This is a genomic window from Methylobacterium sp. A54F (genome assembly GCF_053346035.1).
On record NZ_JBKFBF010000037.1, the window covers coordinates 1 to 1137 of the forward strand.

General features: G+C 73.5%; 1 protein-coding gene. It reads right to left on the reverse strand.

Annotated elements, in window-relative coordinates:
• Positions 1–15: 15 nt before the first annotated feature.
• Positions 16–1137 (reverse strand): polysaccharide biosynthesis/export family protein (locus ACLBXP_RS25205; RefSeq protein ID WP_447670581.1); only part of this gene is annotated, 1122 nt, incomplete at its 5' end.

Consider the following 1137-nt stretch of genomic DNA (forward strand, 5'->3'; position numbering starts at 1 on the left):
GACCGGGGCGGCGGCCTACTTTGTGTACTGGTAGGCGATCGCGGCGCTGGAGGCCGGTCCGGTGACGGCGGCGACGACGCCGAGGATCTTCTGGACCTCGGTGAAGGGGGCGTTGGAGACGTAGACCAGGTCGCGGTTGCGCATGCGGAAGCCCTGGCTGGTGAACAGGCTGTTGGGGTCGCGCATGTCGATGCGGTAGACCACCGGCACCAGCGGCGTGCCGAGCAGCGGCGAGCCGGGCCGCAGGCGGCGCACCACGCTGGCCGGCTCGAACCGGAACACGAAGGTGCCCCCCGGATCCGCCTGGAAGTCCGACAGGCCCCGCGCCTTGGCGAGCGCCTGGGCGAGCGTGATGCCCTCCGCCTGGAACGGCAGCTCGGTGGCGTTGCCGAGCGCGCCCACCGCCAGGAAGGTCTGGGGATCGCGCACCAGCGTCAGCACGTCGCTCGGGCGCAGGAAGATGTTCTCGCGCGGGTTCGAGACGATCGTGGTCATCGGCACCGTGGCGGTCTGGTTGCCGCGCGAGAGCCGCACGAAGGTCTCGGCCACCGGCGCGCGCACCCCGCCCGCCGAGGCGATCACGTCGAGGATGCGGTCGCCCTTGCCCGAGAGCGGCAGGCGGGCGCCGTTGGCGACCTCGCCGGTGATCGTGACGGCCTGCGAGACCGGCTTGGTCACCGAGACCAGCACCTGCGGCTGGATCGCCTTGCCGGCCAGCTCCGTCTCGATCAGCGCCTGCACGTCCTGGGGGCGGCGGCCCGCCACCGGGATGCGCCCGGCATAGGGCACCGAGATCGCCCCGTCGCGGCCCACCGCCTGCTCGGGGATCAGGGCGGACTTCGAGCCGGCCGAGAAGCGGTCGGCGATCAGCGGGCCGGAGAACAGCCCGCCCGAGCCGGCCTCCCAGATCGAGACGGCCACGAAGTCGCCGATGCCGATGGTGGGCTCCACCGAGGGGCGGCGGTCGCCGAAGGAGGCCAGCAGGCTGTCGAGCGGCCGGGCCCGCAGCGCCTCGACGGTGGCCGCGTTGATGTCCACGATCTCGTAGCGCGCCAGCACCCCCTCCGACGTCGCCACCGCAGCCCCGGCCTCGACCGCGCGCGCCGTCGGACCCGAGGCCGGCAGCACCGAGCAGCC